This window comes from Marinomonas sp. MED121 (assembly GCF_000153025.1).
In the GTDB taxonomy this organism is placed as follows: Bacteria; Pseudomonadota; Gammaproteobacteria; order Pseudomonadales; family Marinomonadaceae; genus Marinomonas.
In genome coordinates this window covers 466778-484948 of record NZ_CH672430.1, presented here as the reverse complement: position 1 = coordinate 484948, position 18171 = coordinate 466778, and the positions used below count along the sequence as shown (strand labels likewise).

At 41.3% G+C, this 18171-nt stretch carries 20 protein-coding genes; 17 read left to right on the top strand and 3 right to left on the bottom strand.

All coding sequences use genetic code 11. The features are described 5' to 3' along the window. Positions 1-6 precede the first annotated feature (6 nt). From cobT to MED121_RS10060, 17 genes are all read left to right on the top strand, one after another. A complete protein-coding gene (cobT, locus tag MED121_RS10140; protein WP_009833590.1) occupies positions 7-1089 on the top strand; it encodes a nicotinate-nucleotide--dimethylbenzimidazole phosphoribosyltransferase in 1083 nt (360 codons plus the stop codon). Between the two features lie 23 nt (positions 1090-1112). Further along, the gene (locus MED121_RS10135) at positions 1113-1916 is read left to right on the top strand and encodes an adenosylcobinamide-GDP ribazoletransferase (protein WP_009833589.1); all 804 of its coding nucleotides are present in this window, start codon (positions 1113-1115) and stop codon (positions 1914-1916) included. A 51-nt stretch (positions 1917-1967) separates the two neighbouring features. Continuing rightward, positions 1968-2564: a histidine phosphatase family protein gene (locus tag MED121_RS10130; RefSeq protein WP_116371614.1), complete on the top strand. Its 597-nt coding sequence runs from the start codon at positions 1968-1970 to the stop codon at positions 2562-2564. 36 nt (positions 2565-2600) lie between these two features. Beyond that, positions 2601-3218 (top strand): trimeric intracellular cation channel family protein, encoded by a 618-nt coding sequence (locus MED121_RS10125; RefSeq protein ID WP_036179914.1) that lies wholly within the window; start codon positions 2601-2603, stop codon positions 3216-3218. A gap of 9 nt (positions 3219-3227) precedes the next feature. Continuing rightward, a complete protein-coding gene (cobO, locus tag MED121_RS10120; protein ID WP_009833586.1) occupies positions 3228-3836 on the top strand; it encodes a cob(I)yrinic acid a,c-diamide adenosyltransferase in 609 nt (202 codons plus the stop codon). Beyond that, positions 3830-4936, top strand: a complete 1107-nt coding sequence (locus MED121_RS10115) for an endonuclease/exonuclease/phosphatase family protein (RefSeq protein WP_009833585.1) — start codon at positions 3830-3832, stop codon at positions 4934-4936. The genes cobO and MED121_RS10115 overlap by 7 nt, the downstream gene beginning before the upstream one ends. A 66-nt stretch (positions 4937-5002) precedes the next feature. Next, a complete protein-coding gene (locus MED121_RS10110; RefSeq protein WP_009833584.1) occupies positions 5003-6298 on the top strand; it encodes a diguanylate cyclase in 1296 nt (431 codons plus the stop codon). A 192-nt stretch (positions 6299-6490) separates the two neighbouring features. After that, positions 6491-7105 (top strand): YitT family protein, encoded by a 615-nt coding sequence (locus tag MED121_RS10105; protein ID WP_009833583.1) that lies wholly within the window; start codon positions 6491-6493, stop codon positions 7103-7105. Between the two features lie 334 nt (positions 7106-7439). Then, on the top strand, positions 7440-8132 hold the full coding sequence (locus tag MED121_RS10100; RefSeq protein ID WP_009833582.1) for a pseudouridine synthase: 693 nt from the start codon (positions 7440-7442) through the stop codon (positions 8130-8132). Between the two features lie 36 nt (positions 8133-8168). Then, entirely contained in the window at positions 8169-8543 is a 375-nt protein-coding gene (locus MED121_RS10095; RefSeq protein ID WP_009833581.1) for a DUF2750 domain-containing protein, read from the top strand. A gap of 205 nt (positions 8544-8748) precedes the next feature. Then, on the top strand, positions 8749-9102 hold the full coding sequence (locus MED121_RS10090) for a DUF2282 domain-containing protein (protein ID WP_009833580.1): 354 nt from the start codon (positions 8749-8751) through the stop codon (positions 9100-9102). A gap of 19 nt (positions 9103-9121) precedes the next feature. Next, positions 9122-10036 (top strand): DUF692 domain-containing protein, encoded by a 915-nt coding sequence (locus MED121_RS10085; RefSeq protein ID WP_009833579.1) that lies wholly within the window; start codon positions 9122-9124, stop codon positions 10034-10036. Continuing rightward, positions 10029-10895: a DNA-binding domain-containing protein gene (locus MED121_RS10080; RefSeq protein ID WP_009833578.1), complete on the top strand. Its 867-nt coding sequence runs from the start codon at positions 10029-10031 to the stop codon at positions 10893-10895. The genes MED121_RS10085 and MED121_RS10080 overlap by 8 nt, the downstream gene beginning before the upstream one ends. Next, the gene (locus MED121_RS10075) at positions 10892-11422 is read left to right on the top strand and encodes a DoxX family protein (RefSeq protein ID WP_009833577.1); all 531 of its coding nucleotides are present in this window, start codon (positions 10892-10894) and stop codon (positions 11420-11422) included. The genes MED121_RS10080 and MED121_RS10075 overlap by 4 nt, the downstream gene beginning before the upstream one ends. A 184-nt stretch (positions 11423-11606) precedes the next feature. Continuing rightward, on the top strand, positions 11607-12104 hold the full coding sequence (locus tag MED121_RS10070; protein ID WP_009833576.1) for a pyridoxamine 5'-phosphate oxidase family protein: 498 nt from the start codon (positions 11607-11609) through the stop codon (positions 12102-12104). Positions 12105-12175: 71 nt separating this feature from the next. Beyond that, a complete protein-coding gene (locus MED121_RS10065) occupies positions 12176-12802 on the top strand; it encodes a TetR/AcrR family transcriptional regulator (protein WP_009833575.1) in 627 nt (208 codons plus the stop codon). 132 nt (positions 12803-12934) lie between these two features. Then, the gene (locus MED121_RS10060; RefSeq protein ID WP_036179910.1) at positions 12935-13681 is read left to right on the top strand and encodes a DUF4344 domain-containing metallopeptidase; all 747 of its coding nucleotides are present in this window, start codon (positions 12935-12937) and stop codon (positions 13679-13681) included. On the opposite strand, the gene MED121_RS10055 is transcribed toward MED121_RS10060, so the two are convergent. From MED121_RS10055 to MED121_RS10045, 3 genes are all read right to left on the bottom strand, one after another. Then, positions 13652-14485 (bottom strand): pirin family protein, encoded by an 834-nt coding sequence (locus tag MED121_RS10055; RefSeq protein WP_009833573.1) that lies wholly within the window; start codon positions 14483-14485, stop codon positions 13652-13654. The two genes, MED121_RS10060 and MED121_RS10055, sit on opposite strands and share 30 nt — an antisense overlap. Position 14486: 1 nt before the next feature. Continuing rightward, positions 14487-15755 carry a multidrug effflux MFS transporter gene (locus MED121_RS10050; RefSeq protein ID WP_009833572.1) on the bottom strand — a complete coding sequence of 423 codons (1269 nt, stop codon included), beginning with the start codon at positions 15753-15755 and terminating at the stop codon, positions 14487-14489. Positions 15756-15921: 166 nt separating this feature from the next. After that, a complete protein-coding gene (locus MED121_RS10045; protein WP_050764562.1) occupies positions 15922-18060 on the bottom strand; it encodes a TRAP transporter permease in 2139 nt (712 codons plus the stop codon). Between the last annotated feature and the right edge of the window lie 111 nt (positions 18061-18171).

Here is an 18171-nt window from a genome sequence, read left to right as displayed (position 1 = left end):
AATAAAATGGCTAATACTCGTTTTAAAATTGCGCCTATCAGTACAGAGATGGACGCCGCGCTACAAGAAAAGATAGACAGTAAAACTAAGCCTTTAGGTGCGCTTGGACAACTTGAAACACTGGCCAAACAATTGGGTCGAATTCAACAAAGTCTTGAACCTGAAATTCAAAAGCCTCATATGATTGTTTTTGCCGCAGACCATGGTGTGGTCGCACAAAATGTGAGCCCTTTTCCACAAGAAGTGACCTACCAAATGGTGCTTAACTTCTTATCGGGCGGGGCGGCCGTTAATGTCTTTTGTCAGCAGCATAAGGTGCCGTTACGTATTGTGGATGTGGGGGTGAAATCTGTATTTGATGATCATCTTCTTCTCTCTAAACGAAAAGTTGCCAATGGCAGTAAAGACTTTACCTTAAAAGCGGCCATGACAGAGTATGAGTTTAAAGCCGCTTTGCAAGTTGGACTGGATGAAGTTGATAGAGCTAAAACGGCAGGCTCTAACTTGCTAATGTTTGGTGAGATGGGAATCGGGAATACTACGACGGCATCTTGTTTAATGTCTTGTCTTACCGACCTTTCGGCAGAGAGCTGTGTTGGACCCGGTACGGGAGCAAGTGAAGAGGGCATTGCACGAAAAGCTAAAGTTATCGAGCAAACGAAGAAACGTTTGAAAGAAGACTACCCAAGAGAGCTTTATCGTAAAACCGTCGCTGAATTAGAGCCTCAATTGATCGCGCAAGAATGTGGTGGATTAGAAATCGTTGCAATGACAGGCGCTATGCTTAGGGCGGCTGAACGTAAGGTTGCTTTTGTGGTTGATGGCTTTATCTGTACTGTGGCCTATTTGCTAGCGCAAAAACTTGATGAGAATGTAAAGGGGTTTGCTATTTTTGCCCATGAGTCTCAAGAAACCGCCCATGCAGCATTGTTAAACTACCTTGATGTAACGCCTTTACTGTCTATGTCATTACGACTTGGTGAAGGCAGTGGCGCCATACTATCCTTACCCTTAATTGAAAGTGCAGCATTATTCTTAAAAAACATGGCCAGCTTTGAAAGCGCAGCAGTAAGCCAAGAAAAAGCTTAAAGAGAGATTAAGGCGGTAACAAGATGAAAGCATGGTTACTTGGTTTAGTAGAGCAGCCTTGGCCGACAAAAGCCATGTTAATCGAAGGCTTTAAGCGTTCCGTTACCACCTATAGCCGCTTGCCACTCAAACATGAGTGGCAAGCGGCTGCTCCCCATGTCCAAGCGGTTACCTTTTTACCGCTAGTCGGCGCCATTATTGCTTTAATCAGCACTTGGCCTTTGTTGTTTGACTTCACAGACTCTCTTTCTGCTTTGCTCATCATAATATCCAGTGTGGCTCTGACGGGGGCGTTTCATGAAGATGGCCTTATGGACAGTCTTGATGGTTTGATTGGTGGTTGGACACAAGAGCAAAGATTAGAAATCATGAAAGACTCAAGACTTGGCAGTTACGCAGCCATTGGTATTTGGTGTGTGTTAACTCTCAAGTGGTTATTACTGACTCAAATTCTAGCTTTGACACAAAGTGCTTTGATGGGCGTACTTCTTTGGTTGTTTGTTCATGCTTTAGCTAGGGTAACCCCTATCCTCATCATGCATAAATTACCTTATGTCTCATTAGGCAAGTCTAAGGCCATATCTATGATTGGTAAGTTAACGCCCCACGAATGGGTTTATGTTGGTGCGCCAATCGCATTACTTTCAAGCTTTATGTTTGCTTGGCACATAGGGACTTTTTTATGTGTATTAATGGGGGTCATTGCCACTCTATTTGGTCGTTATTTAAAGCATAAAATTTCTGGTTTTAATGGGGATACATTGGGGGCCTCTGAACAAATATCTGAATTAGCGCTATTATTCTCGATTCTTATCTATTTTAGCTAATAATGTTAAGCCATTCTTTTTATGCTCCAGCTTGATTACTGTGAGGCTATAGTGAAACTCTTTTTAATACGACACCCTCAACCTGAAATTGAAAAAGGCCTCTGCTATGGCGCCTTAGATTTAGATTTAGCACCTGCTTGGGAAGAGGATGCCACACAATTATCAAACTGGCTTTTTTCTCGAATAAAAGGCCGTTGTGAAAGTTTTCATAGCCCTTTGCAAAGGGCTTCAAAACTGGCTTATTTTTTAAACCCTGAATCTGTGCAGGCCTCTGCATTAAGAGAGCTTGATTTTGGTTTATGGGAAGGGCGTTTGTGGTCAGAAATAGAAAGACAAGAAATTGATGAATGGTCTGAGGATATTGTTCATAGTGCACCCTATCAAGGTGAATCATTATATCAAGTAAAGCACAGAGTCATGGAATGGTGGCAAGCGTTATTAAGTCAGTATCAGGACAATCAAAACCAACCAGATAATCTTATTTTAGTTGCTCATTCCGGTGTGATTAAGGTCTTGGTGAGCCAGTTGTGTGGTTGGCCTTTAGCGCAAAGCCATTTAATTAACCCGGGTATGATGAGTGTGACAGAGCTTTATCTTCATGGTGATTTTGTCCAACTCAACCGTTTAGGTGCAGGGGATTGGCTTTAGGCCTACCTTCGTTTGTTAAGTCGTTAGGACGTTTTTATGTTGTATTATTTGGGCATGTTTGGCATTGCCGCTTTTGCGATTACTGGGGTTATTTCCTCCGGTAAGCGGGACATGGACTTATTTAGCATTATCTTATTGGGCATGGTGGCGTCCTTAGGAGGTGGCACCATTCGTGATGTTATTTTATCCATGGAAACGGTTTATTGGGTAAAAGATACGTCTTACCTTTGGGTTGCGGTGGGGTCATCATGTTTTGCTTTCTTCAGTATTCGTTATATTGCTAATCGCGAAACCCTTTTTAATTATGCGGATGCTTTTGGGTTAGCGCTTTTTACTGTAGTGGCAACCGAGCGTGTGCTTCTTTATCAATTCCCCGATACGATAGCCATTGTAATGGGCGTGATTACAGGGGTTGCAGGTGGCATCATACGAGATGTGATATCCCACAGACCGCCTTTGGTGTTAGGGCGGGAGTTTTATGCCACACCTGCATTTTTAGGAGCGGCTATGGTGGTTGCACTGTCAAAAATTGCACCTGGACATGAATTTAATGCGATTTACAGCGCCGCCTTTATTTTTATACTTAGAATCTTAGCGATTCATAAGGGACTTTATTACCCCAAATGGCTGCTGTATAAAAAAACGATCGATTAGGAAACTAAGATGGCAATTAAGCAAGAAGATGCTGATAAAAGAGAAGCGCGTTTATTAAAGAAAAAAGCGGTGGTTGATGGCCGTATTGCGGCCGCCACAGAAGTGCGTGGCGTGACCATTCTTTTAACGGGTAATGGCAAAGGTAAAAGTTCCAGTGCTTTTGGCACCATGGCAAGGGCGTTAGGGCATGGACAAAGTGCGGCTGTGATTCAATTTATCAAAGGTCGTCTTGAAACCGGTGAACAAATTTTCTTCTCCGGTCATCCACAAGTTTCTTTTAGTGTGATGGGCCATGGCTTTACGTGGGAAACCCGTGATCCAGAATTGGAGCAAAAGGCGGCTGAGCAAGCATGGGCCTTGGCAAAAGAAAAGTTAGCTGATCCTGCTGTCGATTTTGTCTTATTAGATGAAATTACTTATATGTACAAATATGGCTATCTTGAAGTGGAAGACTTGATTGTCGCTTTAGCTAATCGCCCACGTCATCAAAATGTGATGATGACAGGGCGTACTGCGCCAAGAGCTTTATTGGACAGTGTGGATACCCATAGTAAAATAGCCGATGAAAAACATGCCTTTAAAGCGGGTGTGAAGGCTCAAATAGGCATTGAGTGGTAGTTCGAGTCGCCACATACAATACGGCGTTAAATCGTCCCTTTGCAGGGGCGTTAGCGCAAGCTCTAACGCAAGATAAAGAAAACTCAGATTTTCTAGATTCACAAGCTGTTGCTGTCGCTTTAGTCATTCGTTTTAATCGACCTGATATTTTGTTGTTAAATGAGTTTGACTATGATGTCGATAATATTGGGCTTGCTGCGTTTTGTGAAAATTATCTTGAGAACCCCTCTTTACCAGGCTCAGCACTCGCCCCGCCTATTTCTTATGCCTATCGATTTTCAGCACCAGTGAATACTGGATTAGCCTCTGGCCGTGATTTTGATAAAGATGGTATCGCGTCTGATCAAGGTGCAGATGCATTAGGTTTTGGCGACTTTCCTGGTCAATACGGTATGGCTGTCTTATCTCAGCATCCCATTTTGATTGAAAAATTCAGAAGTTTTCAGCATTTTTTATGGTCTAGAATGCCTAGTGCCAAACTGCCTCAACGAAGCTCTGAGCAAGGAGGAGGGTGGTTTGATGAGGCGGATTTAGCTGTTTTGCCTTTATCTTCTAAATCCCATTGGGACCTGCCTATTCAGCTAGAGGATTTAGAATTACATCTTTTATGTTCTCATCCCACGCCTCCTGTGTTTGATGGTGAAGAGCGACGTAATGCTTGTCGTAATCATGATGAGATTCGCTTCTGGCATGACTATATTCAAGGTGAAGATTATATGGAAGACGATGCCGGTTTAGTGGGAGGGCTAGCGAAAAATGCTGAATTTGTTGTCTTAGGGGATTTAAATGCCAGCCTAAAAGAAGGGGATGCTTTTTCTCAAAGCCTTAGGCATTTAATGCAAGGTCTTAATATTAAACATCAGGATCTGCCGACTAGTCTTGGTGGATTCGCCCATTCACCTAAAAAGCCTTGGGCTAAGTGGCATACCGCTAGTTGGCGTTTATGTGCTGATTATGTGCTTTACCCTAATTGGCCTCATTCTCGGTTTAGTATCCATAATCAAGCGGTTTTTTGGCCTAAGAAATCTCACCCAATGAGTGCTTCTGTGCTTCATGCTTCAGATCATAGAATGATTTATCTTGATTTGAAGAAGAAATAATTTTTTTACTTTCCTTTGTACTAATGGTAAAAAGTTCCTGCTTTTAGGTTTAGGGATAACCTCTTTATGTCAGATTCTATTCAAGATAATCAACTTCGACAGCTATTATCTAATCAAATCAATGAAGCTATTTTGATTGTTAAAGCAGATGATGCCCAGTGTTTATATGCATCGCCATTGGCGAGTGAATATTTGCAATTAGCTGATTTGTCTTTAGAAAGTAAAAGTCTATTTGAGATCGATGCCGAGCTAAAGGACTTTGCTCAATGGCAAAGTTATACCAATCACTTAAGGTCAGACACCCAGCATACTCGTCAATCGAGATACTTTAGAAAAGATGGCTCTGAGCTATCGGTAGAAGTGCGAGTTGGTTGGATCACCTATCAAGATACAGACTCTTTATTGTTAACTGTGCGGGATATTTCTGCACGAAAAGACTATGAGCAACGGGTTGTTAACGACGAAATTTTGCGTACCTTTTGCTTGCATGAAGCCCAAGATGGTTACTGGGATTGGAATCTTGTCGAAAACTCTCTTTACTTAAGCCCGCACTGTTATCGTTTAATGGGTATTGAACCCTCTGAGGTCAGTGGCTCTATATTGGATCAATGGTTAGATGTTATTCATCCAAATGATAAAAAAGCCGCATTTGAAACCATAGATAATCATGTCAAAGGCAAAACGGAACGTTTTAAAATTAAGTATCGCCTAAGACAAAAAGAGGGGGGCTATATTTGGGTTCAAGGGCGAGGCGCAACGGTCGCAAGAGATGAAATGGGTTTTCCTACTCGTATTTTAGGGTCGGTTATTGATATTACTGAGTCAGAATCGACCACTCAAACCCTTCTCTGGCATTCACAATATGATGCTTTAACTAAGGTTTACAATCGCAAAAAAGGCTATGAATTTTTCCACGACTACTTACAGTTAGCGCAACAGGCATTTGCTGAAAACAAACCGGGTAACTTTCAGGTAGCCGTGTTAGATATTGATGATTTTAAGCAGGTGAATGATCAGTATGGACACCTTATCGGTGATGCTTTATTGCAACACTTTAGTGAGTTTGTTCAGGGGTATCTTGAGGACAATATGATTCTAGCCCGTTGGGGGGGAGAAGAGTTTGTACTTCTAAGTTATGGCCATAAGGATGATGACTTTATTCTTCGTATAGATCAATTAATCAGAAATTACGCCATTACCAGCTTTAAGCCAGATACTAACAAACCGATTCATACCTCAGTCAGTGTTGGCGTCTGCTGTTTCAAAGATGGCGCAGATACTATTTCATCTTTGTTTAGGGCGGCTGATGCGGCTATGTATAAAGCAAAAGGACAGGGTAAAAATACCCTTTGTATTGCTTAATGTCTTTTGGGTTAAAGGCTTTTGTTGGCAATAAGGTCGAGCTCTTTTTTCTTTGAAAACTGTCTACTATTTTAGACACTTGTTTATTTTTAGATAAAAACAGCGAGCCGTGAAAGATTGTGTAATAACCTCAATTCACTAAAATTCACTGGCCTGAACAAGTTTAGGTTTTCAGTAAGCAGGAGACGTGAAATGACCACAATGACAACAACCCCTTTTAAACATACAACCCTTGAAGATGTGCAAGCTATCTTAATTGGTACCATACTCGCGGCATTAGGTGTAAACCTTTATACCTCGGCAAGTTTGTTGTCAGGTGGCACCGCAGGCTTAGCCTTTCTTGCACAATATGCTTTTCCTTTTAGTTTTGGTGAAGTCTTTTTTGTCATCAATTTGCCTTTTTATTATTTGGCAATTAGACAGATAGGTTGGGAATTCACCCTGAAGACATTTGCTAGCGTATTTCTAGTGTCTTTTTTCGCTGATATTACCCCTAAGTTCATCTCGTTTGATGGGTTGAACCCTATTTACGCGAGTTTGGTGGGTGGCTTTTTGATGGGGGCTGGCTTCTTAATGTTGTTTCGCCATAATGCGAGTCTGGGTGGACTAAATATTCTTGCACGCTATTTGGCTCAAACACGCGGTTACTCTATTGGTAAGTTTCAGATGGTAGTCGATTGCATCATCGTATTTATGGCTGTTTTCGTCGTCGATATTGAAGCCATTTTATTGTCAGTATTAGGTGCAGTGGCATTAAACCTGATTCTTGCAGTAAACCATAAACCGGGGCGATATAGCGGCTTTTAAGCGCTGATTATCTCAATATTCGCTTTCCTAGAATATTCAAATTGCCCATCAGCTGTCATGATGGGCACTTGCCAAACAAATCATTCTTTCTATTTCTTTCTTCATCCTTTCGATAATACCGAGTTAGCGTTTTCTTAGGTATTTATCGTCTTGTCTCTTTGATAAAATAACCTTATTACAAATCTAATTAATTACTAAAGCTGCTTTCTATCAGCTAAGAGTGAACAGGTGTGCCGCATTAGAGAATGACTTTCTTGTTGTGTACATATGCTGTTCTTCATAAGGTTTGGTCTTAGGGCCAAGTCATTAAACGATTTATTTAAGAGTAACTAACTTGCGTTTAGATTATTACTTGGCCCATGCTGCCAACCTGTCTCGAAAAGAAGCCAAAATAGCCATAGCAAAAGGGCGTGTTCTGGTTAATGGAGAGAGCAAACTAAAAGCCAATAGTCCTGTCACTGATTTGTGTGACGTGATATTGGATAAGTCCCCCTTATCATTTCAACAAAATCGTTATTATATGATGTACAAGCCAGCTGGTGTGGTGTGTGCATTACAAGATGATGAGCATGATGTGGTTTTAGATTTACTTCCCCATGAAATTCAAAAAGAGCTTAAAATTGTAGGTCGTCTTGATAAGGACACAACTGGCTTACTTTTATTGACAACAGATGGCCAATGGTTGCATAAAATCACATCGCCTAAGCATGATTGCCCTAAAACCTATTTAGTGGATTTAGCAGATGAGATTACAAAAGACGCAATCGAAGCCTTAGAAAAAGGAGTGTTGTTAAAGGGCGAAATTGATTTAACTAAGCCTGCTAAGGTGGTCTCTCACACTGAAAAGCAAATAAGTTTGACCATCAGTGAAGGCAAATATCATCAAGTAAAGCGTATGTTAGCCGCAGTTGGTAACAAGGTTGAGGCGCTACACAGAACTCAAATAGGGGAAGTGTGTTTAAGCCAAGACATGGCGTTAGGTGAATTTACAGAATTAAGCCCTGAGCAGGTTGCACTGCTAGCTTAATCCTTTTTAGATAGAATTAACGATGAGAGTAGAAGTATGTCTGAAGAATTAAGTGTTGATCAAAGAGTACATTTATTGGCGTCATCTGATGATGAGCGTATGGCTTTTTTTGTTAAGCAAGTGACTCAATCTGAGCAAGTTTGGAGCTTAAGTAACGAAGAAGGCTTTGTGATGGTAGAAACCGATGAAGGTGACTGTGTCATGGTTTGGCCTGATGCTGAGTTTGCAGCACAATGGGCGGTTGATGATTGGGATGATTGCGACCCTGTGTGTGTGCCATTAGCCGAATTTAAGTCAAACTGGTTACCGAGTTTGCAAGCCGATAATATTGATGTGGCGGTTTTCCCTAATATTGAAGATGAGGGTAAGCTAATTAAAGCGGACGCCCTAAGCGAAGCGTTAGCGGGTTAATGATTAAAAGCGCTGCCGCACTGGGCTTTTAATCCTAGTAATTTCTTTCCTTGTTTTATGGCTATTATTATTCTTTATTAAAACAGTGAGTTAAAAAAATTAAATTTTTTTAACTCACGTTGGAACCAAGTTGAATTAGCTCTGTCTATCTTTACTAGATACGTATCAATTGCTGACAATAAACTTACATAAAGAGATAGCCATTATGAAAAACACGTTAAATAAAGCCCTTCTTGCCGGTGCGGCACTTGCTGTAATGACGAGCGCTGTTGAAGCTAAGCCAAATGATCAATTGAAAATTTCACCTGATGCATCCACTAGTGTAAAGCAGAAGTTTGACTCTTGGGTGGCTGGTGATCGTCTTAAAGGTCGTAAGGATCGTTGTTACGGTATTGCCCTTGCAGGCGAAAATGATTGTAAAGCGGGCGCAGGTACTAGTTGTGCAGGTACATCGACCACTGACTTCCAAGGTAATGCATGGACTTATGCGCCTAAAGGTAGCTGTGAATTCATTATGACACCTAACGGTCAAGCATCTAAAAGTGAAATTAAAGCGTAATTAGGATTGCACTTATCTTATGCAAGACTCTCATCTTTTGAGTAAAAAGATGGACTTCTCTGGTGCTGGGATTAATTTAAAACCCCAGCACTATGATGAGGCCATTCAATTATCAGACCTAGAAAATAAGGATGAATCTGTTTGGTTTGAGGTTCATACGGAAAACTATTTTGTAAAAGGTGGCCCAAGGCTTTCTTATTTACAAAAAATCAGAGAAAGATTTCCACTAAGCTTTCATGGCGTGGGTGCTTCTTTAGGTAATCCTTCATTATTAACCCTCCCTCATTTAAAACAAGTTGCTCAGTTAGTTAAACAGTTTGACCCTTTTCTAGTGTCTGAACACGCAACTTGGTCTAGCAGTCAGAGTACTTACTTTGCTGACTTACTGCCTTTACCCAGAACTCAAACCGCTTTAGCGTCTTTGTGCCAAGGGATAGAGCAATATCAAGAGGCGATTGGCAGACCTATCTTAATTGAAAACCCAACCAATTATTTAGACTTTGTTGCTGATATGGATGAAGCTGACTTTCTGATGGAAGCCTTAAAGCGAACGGGGTCAGGCCTATTATTAGATGTGAACAACCTCTATCTCAGCAGTAAAAATACAGGCATGAATCTAGATGCCTATCTGGATGCTCTAGAGGGTGAACGTATTGGAGAAATACATATCGCTGGCTTTGCGATAGATGAAAACTTTCCTGAGCGCTTGCTGATAGATAGTCATGGTTCGCCCGTTGCCGAAGATGTTTGGCAATTATTAGAGCAGGTACTTGCACGTTTTGGTCCTAAGCCAGTACTGCTAGAACGAGATGATAACATTCCTTCATTTGCAGACTTGATGTTTGAGAGAAATAAAGCGCAATCTTATCTTGAGCGAATCCCCTCTAAAAACAACCAAGTTCAGTTAAAGCATCATGAGGTAATCCTTGATTAATCACCAAGATTATATTCAAGCTTTTAGTCACTTTTTACAAAGTGGTGATGATTCAAAATTGAGTCAATTTTTAGCATCTGATGAGAGCACTTCTTTTTTAAAAATCTATCGTAATGGTTTTTATAAAGCCTGTTTAAGTGCTTTGCAAGCAAACTTTGCAAGCTTAACTCTGCTTTTAGGTGAGCAAAAATTTGATCAAATTGCGACTCAATATATTCGCCAGTTTCCACCACGACAATCCACTTTAGTTGCCTATGGTATGGTTGAGAATGCACAGGCAAAGAGTGAAAAGGTAGGCGGCATAGAGGCAGACAAGCTTAATCAAACGGTTGGTTTTACTGAGTTTTTTCAGCAGGCTATGGTGCATTTCGAGTTAGAATCTCTGGATAAAACGATTAACCAGACTTCACTTTTAGATATCGCTCTACTGGATCAAGCTTGGATCAGTACCCTTAATCAGAAGAATGATAACCTCGTGAGTCTTGAGCAAGTGCAAGACTTTCTTGCTAAAGGAGAAGACCTTACTCAATTACCTTTCAAGCTGGCCGATTCTGTTTCTTTTGTTTGTCTTGAGTACGATATTTTTCTTTATTGGCAAAATCTAAAGTTTAATGGGCAAAAGGGAGAAGCGAATTTTTCTGAAAAACAGGAGGTTATTTTATTTTGGCAATATGAAGACTCAGTACAGGCAAAATCCTTATCATCAACAGAGTGGCATTTTTATCGCACATTTTTTGAATCAGGTTCCATGGAGGATGCTTTAAATGCCGCCTCTCAATGGGATGAAAGCTTTGATATATCTGCTTTGTTTGCAGATTTATTAAATGCATCCCTATTAAAATTAGAGGCACAGACATGATAGAAAAACTCAAAGCATTGTATATCTCGTTATTTAGCTTTGTTGAAACCTGGTTAAAAGATATTGTTTTATTCGGGCTGCGTTTTCAGCTTGCCAATGTGTTTTTCTCTTCTGGTTTAGCCAAATGGAATGGTTTTTTTGTGCCGAACCCAGATAATTATGATTTATTTTTGTATGAATTCTTTTGCCCAGACCCCGTAAGGCCAGGTGCTTTATTACTGTGTGACCCCGATACTTTGGAATACCAGGAGGGGTCTTTGATGGTAAGCATGATTGAAAATGCCGCGCTTTTGGCTGGTGTAATGGAAATCCTTTTGCCTCTCCTTTTATTTGTTGGTTTATTTTCTCGCTTTGCAGCTCTTGGCCTAATGGGAATGGTGGCGTTTATTCAGCTTGCAGTCTTCCCTGAATGGGGGCATTGGGTCAATCCTGCTTCTTGGTGGTTTGCTCTAGGTGCCGCTTTGTTAGTGATAGGCCCTGGCCGTCTTTCTATTGATAAGCTCATTGGTTTAGAAAAAAATAAATAGCCCTTTTCTCTAATAGATAAATACCTTATGAGCCTAATCATTCTTGATTGGGCTTTTTTGTTTTAAAGACATAATTTTCTAATTAGAAACAAAAAAACGGCTTAGAACTGTGTTAGCATCGAAGTGAAAGGGGTTAAACATGTCTTATCGGACAGCTTTAAAATAATAGGGAACTGATGCCGAAATGAAAAATAAAAGACTTGAAAATCAACTTAATGACGAGATAAATGCATTTCTCGCTCAGCAACAAAGTTTGATGTTATCCACCATTAATAATGAAGGTTTCCCCCACGCGTCCTATGCGCCTTTTGTGAATCATAATAATGAACTGCTTATCTTTATTAGTCAGTTAGCAGCCCATACTCAGCATTTATTAACCTCAGGTAAAGCGGGCGTACTTATGATTGAGGATGAAGGACAAAGTGAGGATGTGTTTGCAAGAACACGATTAAGCTATCAAATGGAAGTGGAAGCTATTGCAAGAGATGATGCTTTTTGGCCAGAAGGTATTCGACTTTTACGTGACAGGTTAGGGGATAGGATTGATCTTTTAAGCCAGCTAGGGGATTTTGTTTTATTCCGCTTAACCCCAGTGGCTGGGCGCTTTGTCAAAGGTTTTGGTAAAGCCTATGAAATAAGTCCAGGCTCCCTCGTGGCAGAGCTCACTCATATTACTAAGTGATGATAAAAATAAAAAATCTTTAACCAAGTTGATATCGCGCTTGAGTATAAAGTACAGGAGAACAGGATTTAATGAGTAAACGTAAAATCAATCGAGAAGAAGTGAGTTCACGTATCCTACAAGCGGCTGAATATGAATTTGGCTTGTATGGCTATAAAGGTGCTAGCTTACAAAATATTGCTAAGCGAGCAGGCTTACCTAAAGCAAATATTGTTTATTACTTTGTTTCTAAAGAAAATCTTTATAAAGTTGTCCTTAATGAAATCGCCAGTAGCTGGAATGACGTCTTTGATAAAGCGACCATTGAAGATGATCCTGCTGTTGTTCTAGATAACTTTATTCGCACTAAATTAGCTCAGAGTATTGCTAAGCCTCGAAGCTCACGGATATTTGCGATGGAAGTGATTCAAGGGGCCGCGCATATTAGTGAATACCTAAGAGAAGAGCTACGTCCTTGGTTGCAAGATAGGATCAACCTCATTGAGTCTTGGATTGCAAAAGGAAAAATGAAATCGGTTGATCCGACCAGCCTTATTTTTATGATATGGGCGACAACCCAGCACTATGCTGACTTTGAGTCTCAAGTGTTGACCTTACTTGATCAAGAAGAATATGCTGAAAGTGATATGAAACGAATTGGTGATACCATCAGTAAAACCATTTTAGGTGGCTGCGGACTTAGCATGCCATCAACTTAATCGTATTTTTTAATCAATATTCCACTAAAGGCCGATAATGTATTTATTGGCCTTTTTATTACCAAAAATTAATGTGCCTAATTTTATACTTCTAGATAAGATAAAGGCCTATTATTTCGAATGAGTGAGAATATGAGATTCATTGTTATTGTTTTTGCCGGTTTTTTCTCTATCGCTGCACAGGCAAATTTAAAGCTGGAGTGGTTAGCGCCAGAGCTTGAGAATCAAGACGTTAAGCAGCTACTTGAATCATCGAAAGTATTACAAACCAGTGTCGAACTGATTAATGATAACTGGCAATTGGAAGATGATATTTTATTGCGTTTAGGTGGGGAAGAAGATCCTTATTATGATCCTGAAACCAGTACGATTTATTTTTCATATTACTTTGCGGATGAAATTGCACAAAGATTTATTGCCGCTAACCCTAATGCAGACCTAGCGGCTCAAAATAGCTTTGTTATCTCGGGTGTTGTGCATACCTTGTTTCACGAGTATGCCCATGTTTTGGTGGATTATTTAAACCTGCCTGTACTGGGTCGTGAAGAGGATGCTGCAGACTCTTTCGCCTCTTATGTTTTGTTAACCATGATGCAAGATGGCCCTCAACTATTAAAAGATGGGGCCGACTTATTTTATCTTGAAAGTTTAGATCCAGAACCTTTTGCCTCTGTCATGCTATCTGACTCCCATAGCTTGCCAATACAAAGATTTTATATGAGCCTTTGTCATTTATTTGCCAGTGATGAGCAGGCTTACCAATATCTTATTACTGAACATGATTTTGATGAAGAGTGGGTAAATACCTGCTTCATGGACTATGACATTATCATCTCTTCTTGGCAGGCCTTATTGTTTGAAGAGGGGGCTGAAAGCTAGTGAACCTGCTTGTTGTAATTGCTTTGCTTGGTGGCGTATTTCGTCACTGGCAAGGTCTAAAGCAAGCATGTTGGTATGCATTTGTCCGTATTGATGCACGATTTTATGAGGCCAAGGGGCGCTTGCTGCGAGTACGAATTGGCTATCTGTGATAGCTGTCACTTTTAACTCTTGGGTATTTTCTTCTAATAATCCTAAATGTTCGGTGTTTAATTGAATTCCACCTATGTTAAGCGAGCCTGTTCTAGGGTAGATAAAACCACGGCTTTGAGTTTTATGTTGAAAGTACCAAGATTCACCAGCCTTTAGGTTGATGTCTAAATAACTGATGTCTTGGTTAATTTTGTGACAGGCTTGTTTTCCTTGAAAAGCACCCAGCAAGATACGTGTGTTACCTGTTTGAATAATGTCACTATTTTTAAGATTAAAGTAACGGCTAGAGGCAACCTCTTCGTCTGGTGGTAAGAGTACCCAAAGCTGCATGATGCCAATATCTTGCTGCTCATGACTCGCTTCATAGATCTCTTTATGCCAGATGCCTTTTCCTGATGCCATCCATTGCAAACCTTGGTCCTCTATTGTGCCTTTGTGCCCCATTGAATCTTGATGGATAAGCTTAGCATCATAGGGCATGGTGACAGTGGCAACACCAGAATGAGGGTGCCAGTCTATCATTAACCTTTTTTTACCCGTCACTTTCCCTGCATCAAAGAGTACAAAGGGTGCCAGTAAATGCCTTATTTTGTGATTGATGTAAGCCGCATGATTGGCCTTACGTTCGATGATTTGAGTTATTTCGCGCATATCAGGCTCCTTGCCTTGTCTGTTTGATAAGTGCAAATGCAAAAGCGCAGGTGATTAAGCCTGATGCCGCCATGGTAAAAGCCATTGGCAAACTATTAACACTATTGCTTAAGCTGATAATGGCACTGGTGAGTGCGCCTAAACCAAATTGCATCACGCCATTAAGGCCTGAGGCGAGACCGGCATATTGGCCTGAATTTGAAAGGACACCTGTCATCGCATTGGCGGAAGTAAAGCCTAGCATGGCCATATAAAGAACGACGCCTAGGGCAATATAAGGCAAAGGTAGAGCTAAACTTGCTGTGATAAATAAGTAGAGGCCGATAATGCCTAATCCAATCCCTGCCCAAATTAACTTAATGGTTGGATCGATATGGCCAAGACGTCTCGCATTGAGCAAATTAGTACTTATCATTGCGATCGCGTTAAGGGCGATTAACACGCTGTAGTCTTGTGGGCTGATCTGATACAGGCTCATATACACAAATGGAGAGCCTGAGATGAAAGCAAATAACCCAGCGAATGAAGCGGCACCAGCAAACATATAACTTAAGGTTAGTGGGTTGGTTAAAACGAATCTATAACCTTTCATTATTTGAGAAAGCTGCACCTTATCATCAGGACTTGGGTGCGATGTAACACTGTTTTTCTCGTCTTTGTTTGAACTCACTTGGCTATTGATAAAGAGTTGCGTGAAGAAGGTGATAAAGGCAAAAAAGCCTAAGCAAATGAATATCCACTGCCAGCCAAGATGAAGAAGGATTTGGCTCCCTATCATAGGGGCAACCATGGGTGCGACAACAACGACGGCCATAATATAAGAGATGATTTGGCTGCTTTTTTGTTTGCCATTTTTCTCTTTACTATAGTTTTGTTGAATCAGTGAAAACACTACGATGGAAGTGCCTCCTAAGAAACCTTGTGCGGCGCGACCAAGAAAAAGCCAAGTTAGGTTATCACTCAATGCCACAATAAAGCTGGCGACAGCAAATCCTATGATCCCCCAACTGAGTAAACGGTTTTTATTTAGCTTGTCTGCCAAGGTACCAAAAACAAGCTGGCCAAGGGCAAAACTCAGTAGATAAATAGCAACACTGGCTTCCATGGCATCAATGCGTGTCTCAAAGAACTCCGCCATTTGGGGTAATGCGGGTAGGTACATATCGATTGCAAGAGGAGAGAGTGAGAAGATCATTGCCATGGCGCAGACGAACCCCCAAAAAGGCATGCTTTGCGCGTTTGTGTGTGTTTGAGAGCTTGGGTAAGACATGCTGTATTCCTATTGATTAGCTGTCTTAGTAGTTTAATTAAGCTTTATTCATGAATAAATCGGGTTGATGGAAATGAATTGTTTCCATCTGAGTTGATATTCTAAGTGATAGGGAAATATTAAAGAGGAAAGGCCACCTAAGTTTTAGGTGGCCGAAATGGGCGAGTTAGACCTGCTGTTTGCTTTGGTTCAAAGTAAAGCGGCGCTTACCAGAAATAAAAACAGTTAAGAAAATGACTAAGCCTGCAAATTGTAGCCCTATGTGTAAGTTTGGCCATAACATAGCAATGGCTGCAATTAGCAATAGACTTCTACTGACTAGGTTTAGTTTGTCTTCAAGATAGCCTTCCATCACAGCAACAAACGCATATAAGCCAAAAATACCAAATACAGTCAGGCGTATCAGGGTCTCTGCATCACCGCCGATTAATGGGGTGTAAGCCATTAATAACGGAATGATATAAAGGCCTTTGGCTAGCTTCCATGCAGTGACACCAGTACGCATAGGGGGTGTTTTAGCAATGGCTGCAGCGGCAAATGCGGTTAAGCATACTGGCGGTGTGACGTTACTATCTTGTGATAACCAAAAGATAATCATATGAGCTGTGACTAGGAACATAGCGATCGCTTCTGCACCCAGTGCTTGCTCGTATAACATGCCTTTAAAGTCACTTGGTACTTGGCTAAGGAGCTGAGTGGCTTGCTCGATTGGCATGCTTTGGCCTAATTGGCTGATAACGCTTGGATCAACCAGCATAAAGATAGCATGTGCGGCTTCAGGCAACTGACCTGATGCCAGCATATCCAGCATTTGGCTTTCGGCTATGAGGTTATAAAGTGCAGGGGCTGATAAGGTACCAAGAACGATATAAGAGGCTGTCACTGGTAGGCCCATACCTAAAATTAAAGAAGCCAGCGCCACCAAAATGATAGTGAAGAATAAACTACCGCCGGCCCAACTTGTGATCATCAAAGAGAAGGTATTACCAACGCCTGTGGTGCTGATGACATTGACCACAAGCCCGATGCCGACAAGAAGTACCGCCGTGGTAGACATGTTCCTTGCGCCTTGTACCATGGCATCCAATATCTCCATCACACCCATGCGATGAGTCTTAGATAACCAAGAGGAAGCGATGACTATTAAGATGGCAAAACCTGCGGCATAGGTGGGTGTAAAGCCTTGAATTAACATGGTGACTAGACCACCCAATGGCAGAATATGGTGCCAGCCTTGCTTTAGGACTGACATGGCTGATACGCCATCTTCCATTGTTTGTACCACATTGCTGCGTTTTGCTTCCACTCGAACAAAAAAGGCAACGGATAAAAAGTAAAGTAGAGCAGGGATCGCCGCCACACTGATGATGGTGACATAGGAAACTTGTGTATAAGAGGCCATGATGAAAGCCCCTGCGCCCATTACCGGTGGCATTAACTGTCCGCCTGTTGATGCTGCCGCTTCAATACCTGCTGCAAAACGTGCTGGAAAGCCTGCTTTTTGCATCAATGGAATCGTAATGACCCCAGTAGACACAGTATTTGCTACTGATGAGCCAGATACCGATCCCATTAAACCAGAGCCTAAAACCGCAACAAAACCTGGCCCACCGACCATTTTACTCGCTGCTGCTCGGGATAACTCGATGATGAAATCACCTGCACCCGACTTCACTAGGAAGGCGCCAAACAAGATAAACATGAAGACAAAGCTCCATGAAATTCGAGAAATAGAACCAAACATGCCGTCAGTACTAAAGAAGCTTCTGTACAAGAGGGTTTCTAAGCTTAATCCTGGGAAGGAAAAAGGCCCTGAAATTAGGCTTCCCCAGAGAACGACATAGGATAGCGCAACAAAAATTAAAGCAGGGATAAACCAACCTGCCGTTCTACGAATAAGCTCTAGCGCTAAAAGCACAGCGACCGCTGATGCTATCCAATCACCTATGACAAAGGTTACACCCCTATCATAGAGAGCATCTTCAAAGAGCATTATGTAGATAGGTAAGCAGATAAGAGCCGCCACCAAAACCAGATCCACGCCCAAGGCAAGTTTAGATTTTGTTAACTTTGAGCTTGCAGGAGTCAGTAGGGTACACATGATACCAAAGCCAGCAAAATGGAATGCAGATACCCAGAGTTCAGGGAAGGTGCCTAAGGTATTAATGTAGATATGGGAGAAGGCCATAAGAATACCAATAAGGTAAATTGCCCTATTGATGCCAGTACCACTTCTGTGGGTACTTTCAAATTCTTTTAGTTTAGCTTGGGTCTCTTCATCCATGTGGGGTTGGGTTGAGCTCATAACAACTTACCTTATGGTGCGACTGTTTAATCAGGTACGGAACAGCGCTTAATACTTGTTTTGACGAATAAACTCTAGGGGCTACTTCTAGCCCCTAGAGAGAAAGAGATA

Coding starts and splice junctions, on each gene's coding strand:
- cobT (WP_009833590.1), top strand. CDS start 7: ATGGCTAATACTCGTTTTAAAATTGCGCCTATCAGTACAGAGATGGAC.
- MED121_RS10135 (WP_009833589.1), top strand. CDS start 1,113: ATGAAAGCATGGTTACTTGGTTTAGTAGAGCAGCCTTGGCCGACAAAA.
- MED121_RS10125 (WP_036179914.1), top strand. CDS start 2,601: ATGTTGTATTATTTGGGCATGTTTGGCATTGCCGCTTTTGCGATTACT.
- cobO (WP_009833586.1), top strand. CDS start 3,228: ATGGCAATTAAGCAAGAAGATGCTGATAAAAGAGAAGCGCGTTTATTA.
- MED121_RS10110 (WP_009833584.1), top strand. CDS start 5,003: ATGTCAGATTCTATTCAAGATAATCAACTTCGACAGCTATTATCTAAT.
- MED121_RS10105 (WP_009833583.1), top strand. CDS start 6,491: ATGACCACAATGACAACAACCCCTTTTAAACATACAACCCTTGAAGAT.
- MED121_RS10095 (WP_009833581.1), top strand. CDS start 8,169: ATGTCTGAAGAATTAAGTGTTGATCAAAGAGTACATTTATTGGCGTCA.
- MED121_RS10090 (WP_009833580.1), top strand. CDS start 8,749: ATGAAAAACACGTTAAATAAAGCCCTTCTTGCCGGTGCGGCACTTGCT.
- MED121_RS10085 (WP_009833579.1), top strand. CDS start 9,122: ATGCAAGACTCTCATCTTTTGAGTAAAAAGATGGACTTCTCTGGTGCT.
- MED121_RS10075 (WP_009833577.1), top strand. CDS start 10,892: ATGATAGAAAAACTCAAAGCATTGTATATCTCGTTATTTAGCTTTGTT.
- MED121_RS10070 (WP_009833576.1), top strand. CDS start 11,607: ATGAAAAATAAAAGACTTGAAAATCAACTTAATGACGAGATAAATGCA.
- MED121_RS10065 (WP_009833575.1), top strand. CDS start 12,176: ATGAGTAAACGTAAAATCAATCGAGAAGAAGTGAGTTCACGTATCCTA.
- MED121_RS10060 (WP_036179910.1), top strand. CDS start 12,935: ATGAGATTCATTGTTATTGTTTTTGCCGGTTTTTTCTCTATCGCTGCA.
- MED121_RS10055 (WP_009833573.1), bottom strand. CDS start 14,485: ATGCGCGAAATAACTCAAATCATCGAACGTAAGGCCAATCATGCGGCT.
- MED121_RS10050 (WP_009833572.1), bottom strand. CDS start 15,755: ATGTCTTACCCAAGCTCTCAAACACACACAAACGCGCAAAGCATGCCT.
- MED121_RS10045 (WP_050764562.1), bottom strand. CDS start 18,060: ATGAGCTCAACCCAACCCCACATGGATGAAGAGACCCAAGCTAAACTA.